The sequence below is a fragment of the Cecembia calidifontis genome (genome assembly GCF_004216715.1).
In the GTDB taxonomy this organism is placed as follows: Bacteria; Bacteroidota; Bacteroidia; order Cytophagales; family Cyclobacteriaceae; genus Cecembia_A; species Cecembia_A calidifontis.
Map to the genome: position 1 here is coordinate 683,477 of NZ_SGXG01000001.1, position 26,378 is coordinate 709,854.

Annotated in this window: 19 protein-coding genes; 5 read left to right on the top strand and 14 right to left on the bottom strand. The window is 37.8% G+C overall.

Annotated features, from left to right (window positions below; genetic code table 11):
- Positions 1-2: 2 nt before the first annotated feature.
- The 10 genes from BC751_RS02960 to BC751_RS03005 form a co-directional block, all read right to left on the bottom strand.
- Positions 3-1,322 carry a Gfo/Idh/MocA family protein gene (locus tag BC751_RS02960; protein WP_130274249.1) on the bottom strand — a complete coding sequence of 440 codons (1,320 nt, stop codon included), beginning with the start codon at positions 1,320-1,322 and terminating at the stop codon, positions 3-5.
- Positions 1,323-1,370: 48 nt separating this feature from the next.
- Complete coding sequence (locus tag BC751_RS02965) at positions 1,371-2,354, bottom strand: formylglycine-generating enzyme family protein (protein WP_130274250.1); 984 nt, start codon at positions 2,352-2,354, stop codon at positions 1,371-1,373.
- 127 nt (positions 2,355-2,481) lie between these two features.
- Entirely contained in the window at positions 2,482-3,837 is a 1,356-nt protein-coding gene (locus BC751_RS02970) for a vanadium-dependent haloperoxidase (protein ID WP_130274251.1), read from the bottom strand.
- Positions 3,827-7,162 (bottom strand): VCBS repeat-containing protein, encoded by a 3,336-nt coding sequence (locus BC751_RS02975; protein ID WP_130274252.1) that lies wholly within the window; start codon positions 7,160-7,162, stop codon positions 3,827-3,829. The genes BC751_RS02970 and BC751_RS02975 overlap by 11 nt, the downstream gene beginning before the upstream one ends.
- Positions 7,163-7,249: 87 nt before the next feature.
- Positions 7,250-9,100 (bottom strand): RagB/SusD family nutrient uptake outer membrane protein, encoded by a 1,851-nt coding sequence (locus BC751_RS02980; RefSeq protein ID WP_130274253.1) that lies wholly within the window; start codon positions 9,098-9,100, stop codon positions 7,250-7,252.
- 20 nt (positions 9,101-9,120) lie between these two features.
- Positions 9,121-12,615, bottom strand: a complete 3,495-nt coding sequence (locus BC751_RS02985) for a SusC/RagA family TonB-linked outer membrane protein (RefSeq protein WP_242617346.1) — start codon at positions 12,613-12,615, stop codon at positions 9,121-9,123.
- Positions 12,616-12,766: 151 nt separating this feature from the next.
- Positions 12,767-13,801, bottom strand: coding sequence for a FecR family protein (locus tag BC751_RS02990; protein ID WP_130274254.1), 1,035 nt, complete (start codon positions 13,799-13,801; stop codon positions 12,767-12,769).
- A 54-nt stretch (positions 13,802-13,855) separates the two neighbouring features.
- Positions 13,856-14,488: an RNA polymerase sigma factor gene (locus BC751_RS02995; protein ID WP_130274255.1), complete on the bottom strand. Its 633-nt coding sequence runs from the start codon at positions 14,486-14,488 to the stop codon at positions 13,856-13,858.
- Between the two features lie 112 nt (positions 14,489-14,600).
- A complete protein-coding gene (locus tag BC751_RS03000; protein ID WP_130274256.1) occupies positions 14,601-14,939 on the bottom strand; it encodes a hypothetical protein in 339 nt (112 codons plus the stop codon).
- Positions 14,940-14,965: 26 nt separating this feature from the next.
- Positions 14,966-15,619 (bottom strand): Tll0287-like domain-containing protein, encoded by a 654-nt coding sequence (locus BC751_RS03005; RefSeq protein ID WP_130274257.1) that lies wholly within the window; start codon positions 15,617-15,619, stop codon positions 14,966-14,968.
- Positions 15,620-15,797: 178 nt separating this feature from the next.
- Here BC751_RS03005 and BC751_RS03010 point away from each other — a divergent pair, with 178 nt between their 5' ends.
- Both BC751_RS03010 and BC751_RS03015 read left to right on the top strand, forming a co-directional pair.
- A complete protein-coding gene (locus BC751_RS03010; RefSeq protein WP_130274258.1) occupies positions 15,798-18,605 on the top strand; it encodes a YCF48-related protein in 2,808 nt (935 codons plus the stop codon).
- 207 nt (positions 18,606-18,812) lie between these two features.
- Positions 18,813-20,063, top strand: a complete 1,251-nt coding sequence (locus BC751_RS03015; protein WP_130274259.1) for a cystathionine gamma-synthase family protein — start codon at positions 18,813-18,815, stop codon at positions 20,061-20,063.
- Positions 20,064-20,104: 41 nt separating this feature from the next.
- Here BC751_RS03015 and BC751_RS03020 read toward each other — a convergent pair whose 3' ends face one another.
- The 4 genes from BC751_RS03020 to BC751_RS03035 all read right to left on the bottom strand — a co-directional run bounded on the left by BC751_RS03020 (position 20,105) and on the right by BC751_RS03035 (position 22,808).
- Entirely contained in the window at positions 20,105-20,644 is a 540-nt protein-coding gene (locus tag BC751_RS03020; protein ID WP_130274260.1) for a GNAT family N-acetyltransferase, read from the bottom strand.
- A 167-nt stretch (positions 20,645-20,811) separates the two neighbouring features.
- Positions 20,812-21,888: a peptide chain release factor 1 gene (gene prfA, locus BC751_RS03025; RefSeq protein WP_130274261.1), complete on the bottom strand. Its 1,077-nt coding sequence runs from the start codon at positions 21,886-21,888 to the stop codon at positions 20,812-20,814.
- A 208-nt stretch (positions 21,889-22,096) separates the two neighbouring features.
- The gene (locus BC751_RS03030) at positions 22,097-22,363 is read right to left on the bottom strand and encodes an acylphosphatase (protein ID WP_130274262.1); all 267 of its coding nucleotides are present in this window, start codon (positions 22,361-22,363) and stop codon (positions 22,097-22,099) included.
- A gap of 223 nt (positions 22,364-22,586) precedes the next feature.
- Entirely contained in the window at positions 22,587-22,808 is a 222-nt protein-coding gene (locus BC751_RS03035) for a hypothetical protein (RefSeq protein WP_130274263.1), read from the bottom strand.
- 64 nt (positions 22,809-22,872) lie between these two features.
- On the opposite strand from BC751_RS03035, the gene BC751_RS03040 reads away from it, so the two are divergent.
- From BC751_RS03040 to BC751_RS03050, 3 genes are all read left to right on the top strand, one after another.
- On the top strand, positions 22,873-23,973 hold the full coding sequence (locus BC751_RS03040) for a vWA domain-containing protein (protein ID WP_130274264.1): 1,101 nt from the start codon (positions 22,873-22,875) through the stop codon (positions 23,971-23,973).
- Positions 23,974-23,975: 2 nt separating this feature from the next.
- Positions 23,976-25,499: a magnesium chelatase gene (locus tag BC751_RS03045; protein ID WP_130274265.1), complete on the top strand. Its 1,524-nt coding sequence runs from the start codon at positions 23,976-23,978 to the stop codon at positions 25,497-25,499.
- Positions 25,500-25,599: 100 nt separating this feature from the next.
- Positions 25,600-26,358, top strand: coding sequence for a CHAD domain-containing protein (locus BC751_RS03050; protein ID WP_130274266.1), 759 nt, complete (start codon positions 25,600-25,602; stop codon positions 26,356-26,358).
- The last annotated feature ends 20 nt before the right edge of the window (positions 26,359-26,378 follow it).

The window sequence follows — 26,378 nt, forward strand, 5'->3', positions numbered from 1 at the left end:
AATTATATAACTTTTGTCATTCCGGGTATAGCATAAGGATAATAGCCGTCTTCTTTTGGGAGTACTTTGGGCAAAGCATCCCAGGCCAATCTTTCAGGCATCAGGTCTATGTTGGAATTCAGGGCTTCTTCCCAACTAATTTCTTTTCCTGAATAGGTGGCATATCGTCCCAAAATAGCCGTCATAGTGCTTTTTGCAGCGTTTTCTGCATCGGCAAACCTATATTCTCCCTTCACAATGGCATCAAACAATTCATCATGTTCCACTTGGTAAGGGTTGGGGTTATTCTCCCTGTTGTGGTTGTAAATATCCTTTCCATCCCAAGCCTTCAAAATACCTTGGTTTCCACCTCCCAGATACACATTACCTTTGGTACCTTGAAACCTTTCATCTACCCTATTGGTAGCTCCTGGAAAATGCCTGCATTCACTAAAGATCACCGTTCCATCGGCATAAGTGAAAGTAACCGAATGATGATCAAATATTTCCCCGTGATCCTTTCCGGTTCTTACTTGCCTGCCGCCGGTTCCATATGCCTTTACCGGGTAGCTGTTTTTCACCCAATTGGCCACATCCAAATTGTGTACATGCTGCTCCACGATATGGTCACCACACAACCAATTGAAATAGTACCAATTGCGCATTTGATATTCCATCTCAGTTTGTCCAGGTTGACGGGCATTGACCCATACCCCTCCGTCATTCCAGTAAACCTGTCCACCGATAATATCTCCCACCGCCCCATCATGGATTCTTTTGATAGTTTCACGGTAATTAGATTGGTAATGCCGCTGAAGTCCCACCACCACATTCAATTTTTTCTTTTTTGCTTCTTCAGCCGCTGCAAGAACTCTTCTGATCCCCACCGCATCTACTGCAACAGGCTTTTCCATAAAAATCTGCTTGCCCTGTTTGACAGATTCTTCAAAATGATCCGGCCTAAATCCCGGAGGAGCTGCCAAAATCACCACGTCGGCCAATTTGATAGCTTCTTTATACCCTTCAAAACCTACGAATTTCCTTTCCTCAGGAACATCTACTTTATCTTTTCCGTACTTATTAAAAATAGGTTCATAACTTTTGTCAATCCTATCACGGAAAGCATCTGCCATGGCCACCAATTTGATATTGTGGCCGGTATCAAATGCCTGGAAGACCGCTCCTGTGCCCCTTCCACCACAGCCAATGACGGCCAATTTGATTACATCTGAACCGGAGGCATAGGCTCCAGGTATATGGAAGGGCTGTATCATCAGGCCACCTGTCACCAAGGCAGATGTTTTTAAGAAATCCCTTCTAGGATTATTGCTTGGGTTTTTCATAGGTTTATGGTTAAATGGTTAATTATTTATTGATAAGTTAAATGGCATCTAATAATCGGCAATGGGTGCCTTATTATAGTAAGCCATAATTTCTTCCTGGCTTGGCGGATGAAGGGGCCTGACCACCCTTAAACCTAAAAATGGTGCTTCAGGAAACCACCATTGACTTTTTGGGATTTGTGGGTCAATACGCTTCCAATCGGGTTTGGAGTAAAATCTTTTAGCAGTCCTCAAATCCTCAGGTTCACTTTTATAATGTCCTCCACGAATGGCCCCGGGATAAAGCGATTGAACAGGGACTATAGGGTCTTTGGAGATACCAGATTTTCTGTTTTGATAGGCATTTTCCACATATTGGTCTGAGGTCCATTCCATTACATTTCCCAAAATGTCATATAAACCCAAAGGATTTGGAAGTTTCTTTCCCACAGGGTGGGTAGTACCGTTGGAATTACCGGCAAACCAGGCATATTTGTCTAATTGGGAAGGATCATCACCAAAGAAATATTTGGTTTTGGACCCTGCTCTGGCGGCATATTCCCATTCTGCCTCGGTAGGTAATCTATAGAATATACCGGTCTTGAGGTACAGCCATTTGCAAAATTGAATCGCACCGTATTGGGTCATGCCTATGGCAGGCATATGCTCTTTGCCCATACCAAAGGTCATATCCAAATAGGGAATACTGGGCCTGCTAAGTCCATCCACTTGTGGGGAAAGTGGTTTTTCAGAAACGGCAAGCTCAAAATTTTTATCCAGAAAGAGTTCAAATATGTCCCATGTAATCTCATGTGTTCCCATCCAAAAGGGCGATAGTTCAACTTTGTGTACCGGCATTTCTTCATTTGCTCCGGTACTGCCCATTTCAAAGACCCCTCCAGGTATAGGTACCATATCAAAAGACAAAGCAGTATCCGGGATCTTTTGGGAATAAGGTTTGAAATCATTGAAAGGAACAGCTATCCAGGACCAAAGGATTAACAATCCCACAGCCAAGGAAAACGAAATATAAAAGGACTTACCTATTCTCATTATTGCTTTATGTTTTGCATGACAGATCAAAGCGAAAAGAAAATTAAGGGAATCAATGGAATTTGAAAAGGATTTTAGTAGTTAGATCCAATATTATGATAATAAAATATGTAGAAATGCAAGATTATCATTTATTGAAGATATTGTTACTTATCCCTAGTTTGTTTATTACATGTAAACCAATTTTTTCACCCAAGGCCTGTCCAGAAGTTATACCATCTTTGAAATGAATTCCTCCATATATTCTAGAAATTGAAGCCTCTTCTGCTGCTTGTTTAAAAGATGTAAATCTTCTAGATTCAAGTCCATACTTAACTTCAACTGTATCAATGTAAATGAAATCGTTTCCAAAATACCTTGAAAGAACCTCGGCAGATGCAGTAGATATTACGGAATGGCCACTTGGATATTCAGGAAAAGGAGGTGTTTGCAAAAATGGCCTGTAACTTGGGTCTATTAGTTTCCTAATAGCCGATTCAGGCCTTATTCTATTGCTTCTATATTTTTCATCCCAACAAGAAATAAATGAATCAAAAAGTGTCAGGGCTAAGACAGTATTTATTTCTAAACTTTTTTCAAAGTTTGTATTTGCTTGCTTACAAGCTATATTGGCAATACCCATCCAATGAGCACCAGGCGAGATTTTTTTGAGTCCAATCAATAAGTGTCCATTATCATCAAGAGCAAACGGATTACAATCCCAAAAAGCAGCAATTTTCATCTTTTCATCTGTTAAAGATTGCTCATAAACATCTGCTGCAAGTTTAAAAAATAGGCTTTCTACATTTTCCTCATAATAAACAGGTGGTTCTGTTAAAAATTGGTTTGCGGAATCTAAAAAAAATGGTCTGAGGGTATTAAAATGAGGCTCAACCGCTGGAAAATAACCTGGGGGTGTTGGATACCATTCCCCAATTACGTTACTTGGCTCATAACGAGGAAGAGAACTTATTTTTGAATATCCGTCAGTTTTAGAATAATCCAGAATATGATCAGCAACTGTTATACTGTATGCTTCTGTTGAAGATAATATTTTCCTTGAGACGCCTTCAATCAAAGCCTTTTTTTTGACATCATTCAAATAAATCGTAAGTTTTTCTCCAGATGGTTGAATTGATTTCGCTGTATAAAGCATAGATAAAATTGCAGCTAATTTGAAATCAATATTTTCAACTGCATTTTTGTTCACTGGTCTCTTGTATTCTTTGATTGACGCTAAAACCAGGTCCCCTTCTTTGTAAATAGGGCTTAAGGCCTCCAAACCAGCTAAACTAATATAAGCAAAAAATCGGCTTGCTAATGGCGGATTTGTCACATCATGTACCATAACTTGCGTTACTTCATCTATCACTTTTGCTATTTCAACATGGGTATAGTTTATTTCCTTGACTTTCGGTTTACAAGAACCAATACAAAAAGAAAATATCAAAAAAATAATGGCAAGATCTCTTATTCTAAGAAATTTAAGAAAATTACTTTTCATAAACTTGAAGTGAACTATCTAAAACATTAACAACTACCTTATTTTTTCCAATTTTTACAGCATTTCGACTTTCACCTGCAATATTGAACCCTGATTTATTTTGAGGAATGTATTTTGGATTATTTAAATCCTTTATACTTATCAAGACCCCGAAATTAGCATCAATCTTCCCTATTCTTAACCTTGATTTTTCTTGATTCCCTAGAAACAATAAATATTCCTCACCAAAATGATCAATAAACACCACTTTATGTGTAGGGGCATATTGGACTTGAATAGGAAGTTTAACTTCTTGAAAGAAATTATCTTTTCCCAAAACAAACATTTTAGTGTCTAAATAGTATGCTTTAAGATGGCCTGCTCCCTTTAGCTCATCTTTTGAAAAGATATCATCTATTTTCGCATCCGCATAACTTTCGTAAGAATTAAATTTAGATCTTAAAAATGTGAAATGGTCCAATAATTCATCCCTTGTGAGAAATGGATAAGAAATCCCATTTACATAAGAAGTTAAGATTGGGTCAATAGAACCGTTTTGGTCAAAATCTTTAAAAAATAGCTGAAGAGGTTCATCAATACTTGCCTTGAATTGGCTATTAAGCCCATAATTACCTACTATAAGTACCTTTTGACCTCCGACTTCCTCAAGTTCAACTGTATTCCACCATCCTCTATATTCTTGCTCCAAATATTTTGAAGTAACATTTACAAATCTTCCTCCATTGAATGCATAAATTGAAATTGGCATCCATTCACCAACAAGAATTAACTCTTCTTGGCCATCACCATTTAGATCAAACCATTTCGCATCTTTTACTATTCCAAAATTTTTTAATTCAGGAAAATATTTAGATGTAACATCCTCAAAAAATCCGTCTTTTTTATTTTTCAAAATATAACTGTTAGATGAAAGAGGGTAGTGACCTGGAATTACACCTGATCCGATAAATAAATCCGGAAAACCATCATTATCAAAATCACTGGAAATCACAACATTAGTTGGAGAAAGCATTATCGGCAAGGCATCTTCTTTTCTATAGAAATCACCATTACCATCATTAAGGTAAAGCCTATCTTGCAATCTTAAATCATTTGGAATTAAATTACCATATCCTCCGCTTCCTATATAAATATCCATCCGTCCATCACCATTTGCATCAAAAATTAAAGCGGCAGTATCTTCAAAATTAATAGAATTATCAACACTTTTTTCTTTTGTTACATTATGGAAAACACCATTTCTATTTTGAAAAAAAATTTGAACTGATTGACCAATAAAACCTCCAACTACTATATCCTCCAATCCATCACCATTTAAATCACCATTTGCCATTGCAAGTTTTGTACCTGAAATTGGGTTTGGTACCAAGGGTTGTCTTTTGAAATCATTGAAAATTGAGGAATGAACAATCTCACCTATTGAATCTGAATTCCTAAAAATTGGTTTTCCTGTTTTTTCAGAATTTCTCAATTCTTGATTTTTAGAATTTCTTTGATCCAATATAAGTCTTGAATTACTTTTAATATTTTTAACAGTTTCTGACTTTCCACCTGGCCATATAATAACCAAAGAATCTATTTCTGAAATGGAACCTAATCCAAAATGAATTTTATAAGAAACACTTGATTGATATCCTCTTGTAGGCATCTGTTCTTGCATTTGAAGATTATTTCCTTCATAAAGATAAATTCTAGCTCCAATACCAAATTGATTTTCCCCATCTCCCTTTAGTTCTATCTGAAGCCAATTTAAAGGTAGGGTTTCCTGAGTCTGATTTTTATAAATGAAGGCTGGAGAATCAACATTATTAATAATTAGTTCAAGATCTCCATCATTATCTAAATCAGCGTAAGCAGCACCATTGCTGTTGACAGGATTAAAAAGACCCCAATCTTTTGTTACATTTATAAAACCTTCTTCTCTATTATTTTTAAACACATAATTTGAAATGTCGGATGCCGGAATCTTTGATACCAATTCAAGAATATTTTCACGTTTTAAATTCCCTCTATGATTCTGAATAAAATCACCCATATACCTTAAAAAATCTAAGTTTGTATAATCTCTTCTATATCCGTTACTGACAAATAAATCTTTCCAACCATCATTATCAAAATCAGCAAACAATGCAGCCCAACTCCAATCAGTATTTGAAACACCAGAAATTTGGCCAATTTCACTAAACCGGCCGTTCCCATTGTTTAGGTGAAGCATGTTTCTCATGTATTGGTGATGCAATCCCACATTTACAATAAATTGGTATTTCTCAAAATTATCTGGGCTCATCAATAATTTTTGTCGTCGATTATCCTCTGGCAACATGTCTAAAGTATAAATATCAATTAGACCATCATTATTAAAATCTGCCAACTCATTCCCCATTGAAAACTGCGAAATATGCCCCAATGCATATTGACTAAGTTCAGAAAATGTTCCATCACCATTGTTAAAATAAAGGTAATCAGTTGCTGTATAATCATTACTTACATAAATGTCCAGATAACCATTACCATTTAAATCTGCTGCCCCAACGCCAAGCCCATATGAAAGAGCAGAATTCTTTATACCTGCCGCTTCAGTAATTTCAATAAATTTACCTTGATCATTTCTGAAAAGTTGGGAACCAGAAGGATCTTTTCTACTTAAAAGATCTTTAGTACTTGATTCATCAAGTACTGGCAGGGATTTCGGATTATGGTTAAGTAAGAACATATCCAAATCACCATCTAAATCAAAATCAAAAAAAAGGGCCTGAGTTGAATAAGAGTCAATATCAAGTCCAAATACTTCTGACTTTTCTTCAAATATGGGCATTCCGTTTTTATCTAATCCCTGATGAATAAATAACTGATTTTTTCTTTTTTCAGGTGGAAGATTACCCGAATAACAAACATAAATATCCAACCAACCATCTCCATTAACATCTGCCATTGTTACACCTGTCGTCCACGGACCTTCTCTCCCTCCGACACCTGCTATATCTGTAATATCATCAAATTTTAAATCGCCTCTGTTTAAGTATAATGCGTTGGAAACCATATTTCCTGTAAAATATATATCATCCAACCCATCATTGTTTAGATCGCCAATAGCAACCCCACCACCATTATAAAAATACTCATACATCAAAACATTGGTATTAAGACCCTCCGTAAGTTGATTACGGAAGCTTATACCAGATTCAACTGGACTCAACAATTCAAAAATTCTTGGACCTTGTTTAACCTCATTGCTAGAATAATTTTTAAAATTTTGGCAGGATATAACTCCTAAAATAAATATTAGAAATATAGCTCTATAATAAAGGAAGTAGTAGATACTCATTATTTTAATTTCTTATAGAAAAGCAACTTAGCCAATTCATCTAAGTGATGTTAGCTAAGCTGCTTAATTTACCCAATCAATCAATATTTAATATCCCGGATTTTGAATAAGTAATGAATTCCTGTTCATTTCATCGAAACTGATAGGCATCCAATACATTTTATCAAGCCACATTCTGTTTTCTTTCCCCGGATCAATTTCTATTAGCGTATAAGTGTAATCATATAATTCAGGATCATATCTATATAAATTATTTACCCTACCAGGTTTTAAAGTCCCTCTAATTTGAATACCATTGGCTTTTCTTCCCAAAGTCTCAGGAGCTATCATCCATCTTCTTGCATCATAATATCTCTGTTCCTCATAAGCCATTTCAACTCTTCTTTCATTGCGGTAATCTAATCTTAATTGATCTCCTGAGGAAGTTATTGCTGGCATACCTGCTCTGAACCTTACCTTATTAAGCCAATTTCTTGCTTCTTCAAACTCACCTAATTCAATACAGGCTTCAACATAATTTAGTACTACTTCCGTCACACGAATAGCTGGCCAAGGAATTTCCTGCCACGTATTTTGATCAACATGGTTGGGGTCTGGCTCTATAAATTTCCTTACATAATAACCAGTAAATGTCCCATTCCAATCTTCAATTGGACTGTTTCTAGTATCCAATCCGAAATGAGTCACTCTTTGGCCAGAAGCATTGGTAACTTCATAAGTACCAGTTTGAATCTGACCTAAAGGATCCCTCGCTTGATTTGCAGGAGATCTTGGTTTCCATTGTGCTCCATCATACAAAAATGTACCATAAAATCTTGGATCTCTACCTTCATATGGCTTTGAAGAATGCTCCGGGTTAGACCAGTCAAATTTGCTTCCATCAAGCATTTGATAATCATCTACTAGTAAGGACATTGGAGTATTCCCTGCCCAATTATTATATCCATTGGGTCCATTAAACAACCCTTGCCTTCCTCCCCATTCTGGTTTTGAATTAAGATAATATCTTCCAAAGATCATTTCATTTTCACCACCATTTCTGGAAATCGAATTATTGATATAAACCTGAGTTGCAGTTTGCGGATCCAAAGGAGCAGCCAAATTGAGCATATTTCCAGGTTGAAGATCAAGTGCAGCTTTTGCGGCATTTTTTGCTTTTTGCCATCTTTCTATTCTATTTCCAGAAGTATAGCCAATTAACTCTTTATGGTTATAACCAGATATAATTGAAGACTTTGAAGATGCAGTAGGAATATCATGCAAATCACTTGCTGCATATAACAATACCCGTGATTTCAAGGCTAAAGCTGCTACCTGATTAGCACGGCCTCTTTGGAGATTTAGGCCCGCCAACAATTGAGCCGCTCGATCTAAATCAGCAATAATGAAATCTACGCATTCTTCAAATGTGTTTCTAGCCTTCTCAAAAGACTCATCACTTAAAGTAATAGTCCTATCAGCAATTGGAAAAGCACCATAATTTCTCAGCAATTGGTGATGGAAATATGCTCTCATGAACAGAGCCTCGCCTAAAAGCCTATCCGCAATACCAGTTGAATTGTCAAATTTTGGCTCAGTTAAATTCTCTATAGCAATATTGGTTGCTCTTAATCTATTATATAGATTTAACCAACCCCTTGAGTCATCAATCCATCCAGGGTTTTGAGGGTTTGATCGTGCCTCAGTTACAGTGTTAATATTCCTGCCTGGATGAGTGAAAATGGCCTCATCTGTCAAAGATGCAAGTGCTTGTTCATTAAATCCGCCCCAAACAAGCCCTCCATAAATATCAGTTACAAAGGCTTCTGCAAGTCCTGCATCATTCCAAACTGCTGATTCGGAAACTTCTCCAAGTGGGTTAATATCCAAAAAACTATCATTACAGCTCAGCAAAAAAACTGTAACTATAACCGCAATTATTGATTTTATTTTTTTCATATTCATGGCTAAATTCAAAATTAGAATGTAACTGAAAAACCACCGTTTATTATTCTAGCTTGAGGATAATACTGTCCAGTAGCATTATTGGATTCAGGATCATATACTTTCAACTTATCCCAAGTGAGCAAATTCAACCCATTTACATAAAACCTTACGTTGTTCATACCCAATCTATTGGTAAGCTCTAATGGAAGTGTATATCCAAACTCTAAGTTTTTAAGCCTTATGTAATCAGTACTTCTATACCAATAAGTATTTCCTGATGAGAAGTATTGATCACTTCTATTTGCAATTCTTGGATGGACGCTGCTTGGATTATCAACGGTCCACCGGTTTTCATAAAAAGTTAAAAGATAATTCCCAATATTTCCTGATTCACCTGCACTTACAAGAGCTATTGCTCCTGCAGCACCTTGGAATAAGACAGCTAAATCAAAGTTTTTCCAACTGGCAGTTAAATTCATACCTCCTTGGAATCTTGGAATATCATTTTTATCCAACCTTATTCTATCTAAAGGCGTGATAGCCCCATCACCATCTATATCTTTAAACTTCATATCACCAGGTCGTAATTCATTGGTGATAGCAGAATAATCTAAAGTATTCCTATCGATATCTGCTTGGTCTCTAAATACCCCATTGTAAACATAAATTGGACCTGGAGAGCCAATTGGTCTTCCAGTTGAACGCTGCCATTCTGGGGCACCAGGTGGCTCATCCCAAAAAAGTATATTGTTTTTAGCATACCCTCCATTAACACTAACAGAATATCTAAATCCTCCCTTCTGACCTCTATAACCTAAATTGATATCAAAACCCTTATTCTCAACCTCTCCTATATTTTCAGCGGGAAGTAAAGAGGCTATACCAGTACTTTGGGGAACGGAAGCATTTTTCCTCCAAAGAATATTTGTCCTTTTATTGTAAAACAAATCAAACTCGAAGAAAATTTTACCTTGATACAATTGCCCCTCAAAGCCCAAATTAGAATTATTTGCAACCTCCCAAGTAATCATATTATTGGGCACTCTTGTTTCAAATAAAGTTTTTACCTCTTGTCCTTCTAAAACATGGCTTCTGAAACCATATGTTGATAGGTATTGGAATTCTTGGAATACTCCATCGAAAAATATTTGATCATTACCCATTTGACCCCAAGACCCTCTAATTTTAAAGAAATCAAAATTGTTAAATTTATTTTTCCAAAAATTTTCCTCAGAAACAACCCAACCAGCCATTACACCTGGGAAAAATCCAAACCTTGTTTCTCTTGGGAAAATATATGAACCATCGTATCTCCATAGGAACTCGAGAAGGTATTTTTCCTTGAAATTATAAGCTACTCTACCAAAATAGTTAAGACGTGCCTGTGCAAAAGCACCTCCCCCATTGTCTTTTTCATCATCTCCTCCAGCAAACATTTGATCAATGGCTGTTGAAATGAAAAACCTTCTATAGGCCCAAAAATCATCTCCTCTCACAGTCTCTTTATTTGTACCTGCTAAAAGTTGTAATCCATGATCCCCAAGTTTTTTGTCATAAGTAAAGACACCCCCTAACAAAATATTTAACTGATTATTGTTTGATTGTCTTAACCTTGGTTCAGCAGGCCCTCTTTCTGTCGGAACAAGAATAGGCGTTACTCCATCAGCTTCAAAACCATTCCCTCTTTGATATAAAATCCAAGGTGTCTCCCACCTCTTAACAAATCTGCTCAAATTGTCTGCTGATGCAGTTCCTGTAAATTTTAATCCTTCAATCCAGGGAATTTTTACATTTAAAACACCATTGGTTTGAAAATAATCCCTAGTATCTCTATCATAACCTGTGGCATTGGTTGTTATTACTACTGGGTTCTCTCCATTCTCAATATCAGGTCCAGGCCTTCCATCAGGCCAAAAAGCTGGCTCATGGGGTTTTCCTCTCATAAGCATCCTAAATATTGCTCCTGCACTTCTTGTTGGAAAGAACCTGTATTCTCTTCTTCCCAATACACCAACTTGAACATCAACAAACTCATTTATTTTAGCATCAAGATTAATCCTCATATCATATTGTTCATATCCTGTTGCCGATCTCCTGTAGTATGCATCTTGATTTTGATATCCCAGAGAAGCAAGATATCTAACGTTTTCATTACCTCCATTCAATTGCAAATTATGCCTGACTTGTGGTGACCAAGGCTTCAAAGTGGCCCCAAACCAATCCGTGTCTGGGTAATTCCAAGGGTCTGTCCCAAGCCTGTGCATTTCTAATGCCTCGGGACTAAATGGAGCAGTCCTTACCTGACCATTAGGTCTTGTAAAGACACCATCATTCCTGAATGCATTTGTGGCTGCCTGCCATTCAGATACAGGCAATTCATAGACACTTAAATCATTTAACATTTGTCCATATTGAGCTGCATTAGCCAACGCAGGAATAACTGTAGGTTGGGCAAAACCTTGATTAAACTGATAGGAAAGTTCTGGTTTCCCTGACTGCCCTCTTTTTGTTGTTACCAAAATAACTCCATTCGCCGCCCTGGCTCCATAAATTGCAGCAGCCGCATCCTTTAAAACCGAAATAGACTCTATATCATTAGGGTTAAGTCTTTCTATTCCCCCCGCTCTGGCTGGAATACCGTCAATAACTATTAAAGCATCATTATTCCCAAGTGTATTTGATCCCCTAATCCTAATTGCAGAACCATCAAAACCAGGTTCTCCACTTCTATTCACAGCAACAACTCCAGCCATTCTTCCTGCTATGGAATTTGTAAGGTTCATTGCCGGAGACTTTACTAATTCATCTCCTTTGACAGTTGCTACAGAACCGGTAATTGTTTCTTTTCTTTGCTCGCCATAACCAACAACAATTACTTCCCCTAAAGATTTAAGGTCTGTATTCATCGTAATATTGTAAACGTAGCTTGAAGTAACCTGTACTCTTTTTGTTTCAAACCCTATGAATGAAAAAACTAAAAAAGATCCCTCTGGAACATCAATTGAAAACTTCCCATCAATATCAGTAACAGTCCCGTTTGTAGTTCCTTCAATTAAAATTGACACACCAGGTAAAGGTTCTCCTTCATCATCAACAACAATTCCGGTTATTACCTTAAATAAAGTTTCATCCTTAATTACAACTCTATCCTTATTATTAATATTCACTCCAGGTTTTACATGGATGTTACCATTTATCTGAACAAACTGCAAAGTACTTTGTCTTGAAATGATCTCTAATGCCTCAATAACCGGTTTGTTTTTTGTCTCGATAGTAATTGGGAAGTTTACATCAATTAGGTTATCATTATATGTAAATCTGAACTCGGTACTTTTTTCTATTTCTTGAAAAGCTTTTTTAATAGGTTGTTCTTTCAAACTAAGCGTAATTTTAACTTCTTCAATGGTTTTCCTTTGTGCATTACTAGTACCCGCAAAAAGAACAGTGCAGATAAATAGCTGAATTATAAAACCATACAATAATCTTTTTGACAGCATAATAAGTTGTCGAAGTAGTTTTTTTTTCATAAGATTGAGTGGTTTAAGTGATTGATACTTGAACTTGGCCCTAGGATTTTATATCATTACCCTCCTAGGGTTTTTACAGCAGAAAGTTGTTCCCCCCAGAACTCTTTCTGCTTTTTTTTTCAACTGGTATCTTTTATAGGTTTCATAAAATTCATTTGATATTAGAAATGATTACCTTTTTATTCTTTATCGAATAGTTTATTCCTGAAGTATGCTTAATCCCTTTAAGTACATTTTCAAGCATTTCGTCTTGATAGATCCCAGAATAAGTCCAGTTAGGATTAACCTTGCCTTTTATCTCGACATCAATCCCATACCAATTTTCAAGTTTTTTCTTTACAGAATTGAAGTTATCCTTCTTAAAAATCAAATATTTACTTTTCCATCCGAACTCTTCTAGTGAATCAAAACCTGTTTTTATAAATGGGCCATTTTCCTTTAAAACCAACTTCTCATTTGGATTTAAATTAACTTGATTACCAGAGTCATCATTAACTCGAACTTTACCACTAACCAAAGCAACCGACAATTGGCCATCTTCCATTTCTCTAACATTAAATGAAGTGCCCAAAACATTAATTTTTATTCCATTTGCCTGAACAATGAAAAGCCTGTTTTCTTTTTTAACCTCAAAAAATGCTTCGCCCTTAATAGTGACAGTCCGCAAAGTATCTGAAAAATTTTTAGGAAAAGACAATTCACTTTTTGAGTTCAAAAAGATCTTTGTTCCGTCAGAAAGCGTAACAATTGATTTTTTCCCTGTTGGAACAATTTTGGTAACCCATTCTGAGGAAGCGACTTCCTTTATTTCGGGTTTTATTGGACTTTTTAAAACATTCCAAGAAAGCCAAAAGAGTAAACTAACCAAAAAGACAGCCGCAATATTCCTTATCTGAAATAAGTTCTCCCACCAATATTTTTTTGTTTCTACTATCTTTTCTTCTTTTTCAGCAATTAATATGTTTTCAAAAGTTTCAAGATAAAGTTTATCGTTTAATTCAACTTTATTTTTATATCCAATAGATCTAATTATGTCTGCAGCCAAGTAAACAATCTCTCTTTTTTCAGAATGTTGTTGAATCCACTTTTCCCAAAAATGTACTGTATTTTCATCTCCAAAAGTTACCCAATGGATGAAGAACTCATCTTTCAAGAAATCTTCAATATTAAAATCTTCGTATTTCATTCACTTTTTTTAAAGCAGTAAGAGGTATATGATCAAACTTTTCATTCCTTCTTACTAATGTTTATTGATTAAAATACTTTTTAAATTATTCAATGCCCTATAAACTAATTTACGAGCTGATTTAACCTCTTTAAATTCAAGAATCTCTGCGATCTGTTGATAATTCAAGCCCTCCTCATACAATAAAAGAATTGCCAATCTTTGTTTGGGAGTTAATTGATTCAACGCCACCTCTAGTTTCTTTTTAGTCTCTTTTGAGGATTCAAATTCTATCATTTTGGATTCGCATGATACATCTATTAAGAAACTATCTTTTAAATCATCAATATCTTTATATTCAACTCGTTTTGACTTGGAAATCTTATTCAACAATTCCCTATTTAAAGATTTTATTAAGTAAGCTTTTATGGAGTTGACCTTCGAAAGCGATCCGCGTTTACTTCTTAGATAAATAAAAATGTTTTGAATGCTGTCTTGAACAAGAGCTTCTTCTTTAGCCAACTGAATTCCATACCTAAACAGTATAGGAACAAATGTTCGATATAAATAATTAAATGCCAATTCATCACCATGGTCAAAAGCTTCCCATATTTCTATGTCAGACTTTTCACCATAGATTCTGATCACCTCAGAATACTTCAAAGACAAACTGGCTGGAGAAGACGGTTTTTTTGGGTTGATGGTCATGCTAGGTTAATAGTTCTTCTTCAGCTTCTTATAATAAGAGTTGAAAAAATCAAAAATGACCCCAATACACTAAATAAATTTTTACTTTTTTTTATTACACAAAATAAAACTCTTAAAAAACCTCTCCAATCAGCACGTCAATTTCTTCCAATGCGGCCTTCAGGTCCTGATAGGACTTTACAGTTATACCTAATTCATACAATTGTCTGACCAATTCAGACCCACAACCAGGTAAAAATCCAATAGGATAGGAATTAAAGTCAGTTTTTTGGGAAAAATCGTTTATGACCGGTTCTGGAATCGACACGATCTCCATTTCAGCTGGATTCTCTATGGCCGACCAAATCTGATTTTGTCTTTCTGTTCCTAAAACTTGATCATGCCTTGGAACAGTAGCGTCCAATTCCCTTGTGGGAGTATAAAGACAAAAAAACAAAAGAATAAATTTCATCGCTGTTGGCTGGGATTACTTGAGGCTTACATTCTTTTTACAACTTCTTTTTTGGGCATTTTAATACTCCATATTCCTCTCAAATCACCGATTTTATGGCCGGTAGCCCTATCATCAGGATAGAGTTTTTTCAGTTTTTCTTTGGTTTCGGTACTGATTTCAGTTTCAGGATTTCCATGGCAATTGAGACAAAGTGCACCCGGTATCTGAATCACTTTTGCATAGTGAAGGACCTCTCCCCCTTCCAGTTTCTGAATATTGGGTTCGACCTGCAGCTCATTTTCAAGATTGTATTCAAATGCATCCAGGATCATTTCTTCATAATCCAAGGGCTTGTCTTTCGGGTTTCTAAAATCATTGGAAGCCCTCCGTATACTCACGTTATACTTTTTGCTAACTTCTTCCAGAATGGGGAAAGCCTGTTCATTACAAAATTCTATAGCTCCGGGAACTCCTTTCTCCGCAATGGCATTTTGCAAGGCAGCAATCAATTGTTCCTGAGCTTCCTGGGAAATTTCATTTCCCCATTTCAAAGCTTCTCTGATCAAATCTGCCTCATTTACTTTCTTTATTTCCATGCTCTTATTGACCTCTTCAAAAACCTCCCTACTTACCCTTTCATTGGTCCCACATGCCACGAAAACAAATGCAGATAAAATAATTACAATTTTTTTTCTCATCGCTGATTCCGATTAAGGATTTAAAAATAAGATAATATTCTGAGTTTCTGAAACAATTAATGCAGTTTGTACCTTACACAGACTGAATTTATAGTTTGTTCGGCAGGTATTGGATCCCAGCCTGTTTCATATTTTAGGAATTATTATAATTTTGTACGGTATAGTTGATTGAAAACCAATGAGGAAACATTTATACCTTTTATTTTTAGCTGTTTTATTTTTTGGAATTGCAGAAGCCCAAACCTGGAGAAGATTAGGAGGTTGGGGCAATCAATACACCGGAATTGTATGGGTCAATGAAGAGGTGGGGTACATCTCAGGCAATCAGATCATTTTAAAAAGCATTGATGGAGGCCTCAGCTGGGTGGAACAACAAGCCCCTCTAAAAACAAGAATGTTGGCAGTAGATTTTTTCAATGAAAACATTGGAATGATGGTAGGTGAAAATGGCCATATTTTCAGGACAAACAATGGGGGAAATACATGGGAATTGTTGAACATTGGGAGTAATGTACGCTTAAATAAAATTAAGTATGTCACACAAACGCGGATTTACATTGTTGCAGATAACGGAGAGGTGTACCGCTCCTCGGATTCCGGAAATTCTTGGCTGAGGCAAAGTGTAGGAACAGTTGCCGACCTCCGGAGCCTTTACTTTGTCAATGCTGACACCGGCTATATCAGTTCAGCCAATGGAGAAATTATCAGGACTTTTAACGGAGGTAACAGTTGGAACCTGAGAACTACCGGTCAGAATCAAGGTCTAAACGATGTGTATTTTGTCAATGGACTTTTAGGCTATGCCGTGGGAAACAGGGGCACCATACTCCGAACCACCGATGCCGGAATTACATGGACGCAGATTACATCCGGAACCGAGAGAAATCTTCTGTCGGTCAGTTTCAGTAGGGCCAATACCAATATCGGAGTAATCACCGGAGAAAACGCTACTATCCTCAGGACAACAAATGCCGGACTAAACTTTGGAGGCATCAATGTCAATAACCAGGAGACCTATTCGGATATTGCTTTCCGGACCAATTCCAATGTGGTATTTAGTACCGGCACCAACGGCTTTTTGCTATCTTCTGCCAATGCAGGAGCAAGCTGGACACTGAGACTTTCAGGACGTGAAGTAGACTACACCGCAACAGAATTCAAAACTGACAGAATTGGATACATCACGGGTGAAAATGGCAGATTTTTCTTTACAAATAATGGAGGAACCACATTCAATGACAGGTCCAGGCCTGTTTCCAATAAATTCAATCACCTGTTTTTTACCACAAATGCACTTGGGTATGTCTGTGGGGACGGCGGCATCCTTTTAAGAACCACAAATTCCGGAACCAACTGGACCTCCCTGAACCCTGGAACTACAGAAAACCTCAACGGATTGTTTTTCTTCAATAACAACCTTGGCTATCTCGTTGGAGACAAAGGATTTTTGGCAAGAACTGCAGATGGGGGTGTAAACTGGGAAAAAGTTGATCTGGGTACTAACACTGTTAATTTTCAAAGACTGGCATTTTTCGATCAGGAATCTGGAATTCTCATAGGGAGCAACGGATATGTCAGCATCCTTGAAAATGAGGTTTGGAGGCAGATTCCTCTTCCAAGCACGGTAAGATTTACAGATATCTCTATTTTGGATGAAACGAGCGCAGTAATCGTGGGTCAATCAGGTACGGCTTTTAAAACAACGGATAAAGGATCAACCTGGGCTTCTCTAAACCTGCCATTTTCAGAAAATTTGAGTGCAGTAGAATTCTTAGATGAAGAAGTGGGATTCATTGCAGGGGAACGAGGACTTATTTCCCAAACCAAAGATGGCGGGGTTTCATGGGAAAAATTTATAACAGCTACTTTTCAGGACTTTTCAGGGCTTAGTTTTGGAACCCTAAGCAATGGTTTTGCGGTAGGTGAGAATGGTACATTTTTCACGTACGACTGCCAGGTTCCTGAACAGCCCACACTCATATTTGGTGAAAGCAATGTTTGTTTGAGTACACAGACCTACACGGTTCAGGAAGTGCTTGGCCTCGATATGGAATTTGAGTGGAGGGTAGACGGAGGAAGGATCATTGAAGGACAAGGAACAAGCAGGATTGTGGTAGAATGGGAAATTCCTGGAAGAAATGCAGTATTAGTAAGAGGCAAAAATTTCTGCGGAAACAGTGGCACTACCGGGCTTGAGGTAATCGTATCTACCACACCGAGACAAATCAACACCATTTTAGGAGAAGGGGCAGTTTGTATTGGAACTTCTGAGGCTTACTCAGTCGATGCTGTTTTGGGAACAGTCTTTGTATGGGAGGTTAACGGAGGGAATATCCTTGAAGGACAGGGAACCAACAGGATCCTGGTTCAGTGGAGCAATACCGGTAACAGAACAGTAAGAGTCACTCCTAATAACCCTTGCGGAACAGGGCCTTCCACCACAAAAGAAATTCTGGTAACAACTCCTCCTGCCCAGCCATCTCCAATCTCAGGTCCTGAACGGGTTGGTTTAACGGAAGAAATCTATAGCGTCAACAATGTTCCTGAAGTGAATTTCCAATGGACCATCAGTGGTCAGGGGGGAAGAATAATTTCCGGTCAGGGTACCCATAGGGTCACCATCAGATGGGAAAGAGAAGGTGATTTTACGCTCAAGGTAACTCCAATGAATGGATGCAACGAAGGAGAAGCTTCTGAAATTTCCGTGAATGTAAATATCATCACTTCCATCGAAAGGGAAAGAGAAGGAATTCATAAAATCAATATTTACCCAAATCCATCACAAGGTGATTTTACTTTGGACCTTGCCGGAACAGGTCATGTACAGCAAATACGTATCATCAATGCATACGGACAAGAATTGAATAGTGTAAGACCCGAAAATGGATTGAATCAGTACCAGTTTAGAAACCTTCCTAAAGGGCTTTACACTGTACTTATTCAGACAAGGGAAAAAGAATATGCCCATAAGGTATTGGTAAGGTAAACAACCAATACCTTATTTTATATTCTGGCTGGCTTTCAAAACCCAGATTACCAAATTTTATTTTTTCAAAACCAAATAACTTGGTTTTTATTCTGTTTTTGTAAAACATACAGCAAGTTTTTGCGGAATATTCAAAATTTTATTTTATGTTAACCCTTGACAATTAAGCGCGATTTTTGGTGATTTGCATCCATAAACCCTAATATAATGGAGAACAGATATTTTCACCCAGAAAGCCTTATGATGTCGCATGGCTATAAGCCTGCGCTTTCCGAAGGAGCAATCAAATGCCCCATATTTCAGACCTCCACTTTTGTCTTCAATTCTGCAGAAGAAGGAAAGGCATTTTTTGAAGTGGCCTACGGTCAGCGTGAAAAAGCCCCTAATGAAGAGTTAGGTTTGATTTATTCAAGATTAAACAACCCTGACCTACAGATTCTGGAAGAACGGCTATGCCTCTGGGATGGTGCTGACGAATGTGCGGTCTTTGAAAGTGGAATGTCTGCCATTTCAACTGTCATGCTGGAGTTTTTACGTCCCGGGGATGTATTGCTTTACAGTAAACCTGTTTATGGAGGAACAGATCATTTCATCAATAAAGTATTGCCTGAATACGGCATACACGGCATAGGATTTACCAGCAATCAATCGGCAGAAGATTTAATACATGACATTAAATCAAAGGGATTGGGAGAAAAACTGAAGATGGTGTATGTTGAGACACCTGCTAATCCTACCAATGCATTATTTGATTTAGAATTATGTAGAAAAGTTGCCGATGCATTTTCTTCCGAAAGTAAGGAAGTGGTGGTCTGTGTAGACAATACCTATATGGGGCCCCTTTGGCAACACCCACTTAAGTTTGGTGCTGATTTGGTAGTGTATTCCGCTACCAAGTACATTGGAGGCCATTCTGACCTGATTGCCGGGGCTGTTCTAGGAAGGTCAAAATACATGAAGCGTGTAAGGACGTTAAGGACATTTTTGGGAAATATGGCGGGTCCTTGGACGGGTTGGTTATTGATGCGGAGTTTGGAAACACTTAAGGTAAGGATGACACAGCAGGCAGAAAATGCCGTCAAAGTCGCCGAATTTTTGAAAAACCACCCTAAAGTCGAGAAAGTATATTACTTAGGACATTTGGAGCCTGGAACTTCCCAGCATGCCATCTTCAAAAAACAACTGTTTTCTGCAGGAGCCATGCTCTCATTTGATATCAAAGGAGGGGAAAAAGAAGCCTTCAAATTTCTGAATAGCCTTAAACTGATCAAGTTGGCTGTTTCTTTGGGAAGCACAGAGTCTTTGGCAGAGCATCCAGAAACCATGACGCACAGTGATGTGTCTGAAGAAGACAAAAAGACAATGGGCATTACAGAAAAATTGATCCGCTTATCGGTTGGGGTAGAGCATTATTCTGACATTATCTGGGATATTGAACAAGCCCTTGAAAAAGCATAAAAAAAGAAAAGGCCGGCACCTAAAATTGGACCGGTCTTTTTTTATTCAAACTTCTCTACCTCTTCCCTTAAAAGGACAAATTGAAATAAATCTCCAACGATTCCATCTTTGATGTAGGCATGTCTTAGTATGGCCTCTGGCTCAAATCCAGCATTTTCCAACACTTTCATAGAAGGAACATTATTATCAAAAACCTGGGCATAAATCCTTTGAATCTGCGGGAATTTTGACAATGCATATTCCGTAAATAGGATCACCGCTTCCGTAGCAATGCCTTTTCCCCAGAAGGGCTCTCCTATCCAGAAGCCCAATTCCATATTGGTCCTTAATTCATTTTTCCCAATTTCACAGCCAACAGACCCTGCCAGTTCTCCAGCAAATTCAATTGCAAAATTTTGAGCCGGGTTAAACTTGTAATTGTACTCTATCCAATGTCTTGCATCATGAATAGTATAAGGATGAGGGAAGCTGTCCCGTAAATTTTTGGCAATTTTGAGGTTATTGGCCAAAGGGTATAACTGATGAAAATGGTCATCATTCCATGTCACCAAACTGATATTTCTTTTACCTTCAATTTTCATCCAAACAGGATTTATCTTTCTTGAAGATAAGTTCCTTTATTCTGATTCGTCACAAAAAGTGGGAAGTTTTTTACGAAAATCCCAAATTTAGGTCTTAAAGGAAAAAATCTTTAAAATTTTACAAAAATCAGGTATTTTCAATCCTAATTTTTGGAGGAATGATCTACTCATTCCTCCATACCTGAGCTTTTCATTTTCTCTACGTTCTCAGCAAATCTCAAAGCGGAAATGAACTCTTCAATATTTCCATCCATGACATCAGGGAGATTATATACGGTTTTATTGATTCTATGATCAGTTACCCTACTTTGTGGATAATTATAGGTCCTGATCTTATCAGATCTGTCTCCACTAGCCACCATCGACTTCCTCTGTGCACCTACTGCCTCATTGTGCTTGGCCAATTCAATTTCATATAAACGCGAACGAAGTACCTTTAAGGCCTTTTCAAAGTTCTTGATCTGGGATTTTTCATCCTGACAGGTTACTACCAAACCGGTGGGGATATGGGTAAGCCTGACCGCAGAATAAGTGGTGTTAACCGATTGACCTCCTGGACCTGAAGAACAAAAGGTATCTTTTCGGATGTCATTCATATTGATCTCTACCTCCACTTCATCCATTTCAGGCAAAACAGCCACTGTGGCTGCAGAGGTATGCACCCTGCCTTGAGTTTCGGTGGCAGGTACCCTTTGTACCCTATGGACACCGGATTCATATTTGAGCATACCATAAACATCTGCCCCGCTGACAGTGCTGATGATCTCTTTGTAACCACCGGAAGGCCCAAAGGTCAAATCCAAAACGGTCAGCTTCCAGCCTTGCTTGTCACAAAAACGCTGATACATCCTGAAAAGGTCCCCTGCAAAAATCGCCGCCTCATCACCTCCGGTTCCAGCCCTTATTTCAAGGATGCAGTCTTTGGAATCATTAGGATCCTTAGGTATAAGCTGCTGTTTAAGCTGTTCTTCAAGCTCTTCTTGCTTTACTTTCAATTCCTCCAACTCCTGCTTTGCCATTTCCCTGAAATCCGGATCTTTCTCTTTCTCCAAAATTTCCTTGGTGCTGGCCAAGTTATCCATGACCAATTTATACTCATCATACAGCCCAACGATCTTTTCCAAGTCCTTGTACTCTTTGGTAAGCTTAGTATACTTACTCATATCGGACATGGAATCAGGCTGAATGAGCAGTTGGCCTAATTCTATAAATCTATCCTTAAGTGCTTGTAATTTTTCAAGCATATGTAACGTTCTTTTTGAATGGCAAAATTAGTAAAATATATCAAACGGCTAATGCCGGGCCCGGAATGATATGGAGCAACGGACATTTGCAGTAAATTTAAACCAGAGGGTTCATGAGTTATCTTAAAGGAGTTAATTCCAAAAACAAATGCCAATTCTTTGAGGGAATTGGCCTTAATAAAGAGAAAACTTTTTGCTTTCCTAAAAACTACTGCAGAATGAGAAAATCCTGATAACCTTGTTCTTCTCCCTGAGAAATTTCCAAATATTCAACCTGGGAATTGGGAGGCCCCAATCGCAACCAAGACTGCATAGCCAAAATGGAATGAAGTTCACCTTCTATTTCCAAAGATACTGTTCCGTCATCTTCATTTTTCACCCAGCCTTTGAGGTCTAATTCAAGCGCTTTTTGTTGGGTATTTTTTCTGAAAAAAACTCCTTGAACTTTGCCATGGACTTTGATCCGTCTGTTCATTATTTTTTAAGGGTTATCACATTAGTGCGGTTCAAATACAAATGTATTAAACGTTTCTTTATTTTCCGAATTTCTCACATATTTGGTTAGTACAATTTACAAGCGGAAAAATTAATATTTACGTGTGTTTGAACTTTAATTTTTCAAGATTTAGTTATAATTAACTAAGAAAAACTCATTGTGATTAACAACGGTTTATTGATCATCACATACAGTTTTCGGCTTACAACTGGGACTTTGGCACATCTTCATACCATTTTTCCTCAAAGGTGGACTCTACCACAATGTCTGCTGTCAAGACCCTATACACCATCCAAATAATTGGCAATGGTGAAATGGAGAACATAAATAAAATCAATGCAGTATTCAAATTTGCATGGATGGCCGTTACAAACACAATCAGAAATGATGTAACCAGATAAACGGGAAATAAATAGTTTTTCATGATAATCAGGGATTTATCTTTACAAAGTAAACCACAATTAGATTCATTTTGTTACAAGGTTGCTATGAAAGGTTTCCGATTTACAAAATATATTCCGCCAAAGGATCCAGAGAAAAACACCTTCGAAAACCTGTTCAATATTTTCCTTCAATTGGTCACTATGACCGGGGGAGATGTGGCAGAAGCGCTGTCCTGGTTGAGCAATCTGGACAAAAGGTATCAGCTAACCAATCCTAGTTATGGGATAGGTGACTTCATTGAGGACCTAAAGAGCAAAGGTTACCTAACTGAGGAAAACCAAAAGGGGGAAATCAAAATCACTCCGAAAGCGGAACAAAGTATACGAAAAAATGCCCTAGAAGAAATTTTCGGAAAATTGAAACGGTCCAAAGGCGGACAGCATAAAACAACCCATTCGGGTCCAGGCGATGAAAAGGGGACGGATAGAAGGCCCTACAGCTTTGGGGATGGCCTTGACCAAATAGCCCTTACTGATTCTATACGAAATGCCCAGGTAAATCATGGCTTTTCAGGAGATTATCTGCTTACAGAGGATGACCTGGAGGTGGTGGAAAATGAATACAGAACCCAAACCTCTACTGTCTTGATGATTGACATCAGCCATTCTATGATATTATATGGAGAAGACAGGATAACCCCTGCCAAAAAAGTAGCCATGGCATTGGCCGAACTCATCAAGACCAGGTACCCAAAAGACACTTTGGATGTGATCGTCTTTGGAAACGATGCCTGGCAGATTGAAATCAAAGACCTTCCCTATTTACAAGTGGGACCATACCACACCAATACTGTCGCAGGATTGGAACTTGCAATGGATTTGCTTCGGAGGAGAAAAAACCCTAACAAGCAAATTTTTATGATTACAGATGGAAAACCTACCTGTTTAAAAGTCGGGATAAAATATTATAAAAACGCATTTGGCATTGACAGCAAAATTCTGAACGAAACCCTAAAACTTGCCGCCCAGTGTAGGAAATTGAAGATTCCAATCACCACATTTATGATTGCCTCTGATCCTTACCTCAAAGAATTTGTAAAAGAATTTACCAAAGTCAACAATGGAAACGCTTATTACAGTAGTTTGAAAGGATTGGGAAATCTGATTTTTGAAGACTACAGAAGAAACAGGACTAAAAAACTCTAAAAATGGAATACCACAAATTATCGTCCAAAGACTTATTGAAAATAAAAACCCTTGGAGAATTAAAGGCTTCAGGATATCAGCCCATTTCAATCAAGGAGGAGCTTAGAAAGAATTTGATTCATAAAATCAAGCAAAAAGAGCAGGTCTTTGAAGGGATTTGGGGGTATGAAGACACGGTTATCCCAGACATTGAAAGGGCCATTCTTTCCAAGCACAACATCAATTTGCTTGGGCTAAGAGGACAGGCCAAGACCCGGATTGCAAGGATGATGACTCATTTATTGGATGAATACATTCCGGTAGTGCAAGGGTCTGAACTTAATGATGATCCATTAGCGCCCTTATCCTCTTTTTCCAAGGAATTGATCCATACCAAAGGTGATCAAACTCCCATTACCTGGTGGCATAGGGAAGACAGGTATACAGAAAAACTGGCCACACCTGATGTGTCTGTTGCTGACCTTATCGGAGATGTAGATCCCATCAAAGCCGCTACCCTTAAACTCTCCTACAATGATGAAAGAGTCATCCACTATGGACTGGTTCCCAGATCCAATAGATCGATTTTTGTCATTAATGAACTTCCTGATCTTCAGGCAAGGATACAGGTAGCCCTTTTTAATATCCTACAAGAAGGAGATATACAGATAAGAGGGTTCAAATTAAGGTTGCCATTGGACATTCAATTTGTTTTCACTGCCAACCCTGAAGATTATACCAATAGAGGTTCTATTGTCACTCCCCTGAAAGACAGGATAGAGAGCCAGATCATTACGCATTATCCAAAATCCATTGAAATAGGAAAAAGGATCACTGCACAAGAAGCCAGGCTGGAGGGAAAACCTGTAGAAAAAATCCATGTGCCTGAATTGATGCGGGACCTTATCGAACAGATTGCGATCGAGGCCAGGAAAAGTGAATATGTGGATGAAAAAAGTGGAGTTTCTGCCAGGCTCACTATTTCTGCTTTTGAAAATTTAATTTCTGCTGCAGAGCGAAGGCTTTACCTGAATGATGAAGAAGATACCGTGGTCAGGATTTCGGACCTTATCGGTGTGATTCCAGCCATCACTGGAAAAGTGGAATTGGTATATGAAGGAGAACAGGAAGGTGCCGGCCTTGTCGCTTACAACCTGATCGGTAAAGCCATCAGGACACTGTTCACGGACTATTTCCCTTCCCCGGAACAAAAGAAGAAAGAAAAGGAAGGCAACCCTTATGTAATTCCTTTGGCCTGGTTTGGAGAAGGAAATACTTTGGATATTTTGGCTTCCACTAGCAATAAAGACTACAAAAGCAGTCTACATAAAGTCCCCGGATTGGAAAACCTGGTCACCAGCATGGTCAAGAACTTACCAGAAAAGGAAAAAGAATTTTACATGGAATTCCTGCTTCACGGGCTATCTGAATATAGCCAATTAAGTAAAAAACTCCTGGATACCGGCATGCAGTTCAAAGACCTGTTCAGCTCCATGTTTGACATGGGTGCATCGGATGAGGATTTTGATGAAGAAGATGGGTTTTAATCCGCCGAACTAAAATAAATCCCCTTCTCACTTTTGGAGGGGATTTTTTTATTACCCCTATAAAACTTAAATTGTTGTTGGGAAATAGATTGTCTGAATCATGGCCACTGAACCCATATACAACAATTTTCTTAAGGAACATTTGGATCAGGTGAGCCAACATCTTAGCCGGTTTTTTGAAAGCAAAGGGGCAGAGGATATCCATCAGCTGAGGGTCAACATCAAAAAAATAAAAGCACTCATCCAATTTTTTGAACATCTGGAGCCGGATACTAATTATAAAAAGCTTTTCCAACCCATAAGGAAACTTTTCAAACAAGCAGGCGAAATCAGAGAGTTGCAACTACATCTGATCAGGCTAGAATCTCTTCCAGAACGTGACGAAAAAAATGAAAAAAAACTAATAGCAAAACTGGAAAAAAGCATAAACAGATTTTTGAAAAATAAGGAGAAATGGGATAAATACCTTAACCGGTTTCAAGAGAATACCTCACAAATCGACCTTAATTTTGAAGCCAATACCCTAACCGCCTATTTCAATAGTACCCTACTCAAAACCAACAACAAACTGAGAAAAGGGGAATTCCATGAAGCCAGGATGAAAATTAAAATTATTCTGTATTTAAAATCACTTTTTACAGAACAACAGCAACATGCTATTCGGATCAATTTTGAGTTTTTGGATCAATTGCAGGAAAAAATAGGGAACTGGCATGATCTGCTGGTCAGTCACAAAATGTCCAAAGAAAAAAATCAGGAGAAAGTGATCCTCCAGGAACTGGAAACCTTGGAAAAAGAGCTCAATGCAACAAGCAATACCTTCCTTCAAAGCGTGTTTACAAGCACTTCGCCCGCTTAATAATAAAAGCTTATTTTTGT